The sequence below is a fragment of the Streptomyces sp. RP5T genome (assembly GCF_003933965.1).
GTDB lineage: Bacteria > Actinomycetota > Actinomycetes > Streptomycetales > Streptomycetaceae > Streptomyces.
This window is the reverse complement of sequence record NZ_RSAJ01001172.1, coordinates 1-935: the sequence shown is the minus strand read 5'-3', so window position 1 is coordinate 935 and position 935 is coordinate 1. Positions and strand designations below refer to the sequence as shown.

Here is a 935-nt window from a genome sequence, read left to right as displayed (position 1 = left end):
CGCAGTCCTACGTCGACCTGGACGAGCCGACGCATCTGGAGTTCGAGTACGCGCGGCGGCTCGGGCACGTCCTGGACCTCGTCGGGGAGGCGGGGCGGGCGCTGGACGTCGTCCATCTCGGCGGGGGCGCCCTGACGCTGCCGCGGTATCTGGCGGCCACGCGGCCGGGGTCGCGGCAGGACGTCGTCGAGTTCGACCGGGGGCTGCTGGAGTTGGTGGCCGAGCATCTGCCGCTTCCGGACGGGGCGGGGATCGCCCTGCACGCGGCCGATGCGCGGACGTGGCTGGAAAGCGCCCCCGCGGACAGTGCGGATGTGCTGGTCGCCGACGTCTTCGGAGGGTCCCGGGTCCCGGCGCACCTGACGTCCCTGGACTACGCCCGTGAGGTCGCCCGGGTGCTCCGCGTCGACGGTGCCTGTCTCGTGAACCTCGCCGACGGGGCGCCCTTCGCCTTCCTGCGCTCCCAACTCGCGAACTACGCCGAGGTGTTCGAGGAGCTCGCCCTGATCGCCGAGCCCGGGGTGCTGCGCGGGAGGCGGTTCGGGAACGCCGTGCTCGTCGCCGCGCAACAGCCCCTGGACACGGACGCCCTCGCCCGCCGCACGGCGGCCGACGCCTTCCCCGCCCGGGTCGAACACGGCGAGCAACTCCGCAGGTTCATGGGCACGGCACGCCCGGTCCGGGACGAGGAGGCCGTGCCGTCACCCGTGCCGCCGGACGGGGCGTTCGGTGTGGGGTGAGGCGCTCGTGTGTGGAGGGCTGGCGTTGGGACGGGCTCGATCAGTCCCGGCGGGATAAGGGGGCCGTTGTGTGACCCGCGACGCCGGGCGGGGCGTTCGGTCGTGGGCCTGCGGGAGGCTGCCGCTGAGACGGGCTTGATGAGCGGCGGTGGACGAGGGGGCGTCTTCGCTGTGACGGCCGCGATCAGCTGAGGC

At 73.9% G+C, this 935-nt stretch carries 1 protein-coding gene; it reads left to right on the top strand.

Annotated elements, in window-relative coordinates:
- A partial coding sequence (locus EHS43_RS45205; protein WP_125196121.1) for a spermidine synthase occupies positions 1–740 on the top strand: 740 nt, incomplete at its 5' end.
- Positions 741–935 lie beyond the last annotated feature (195 nt).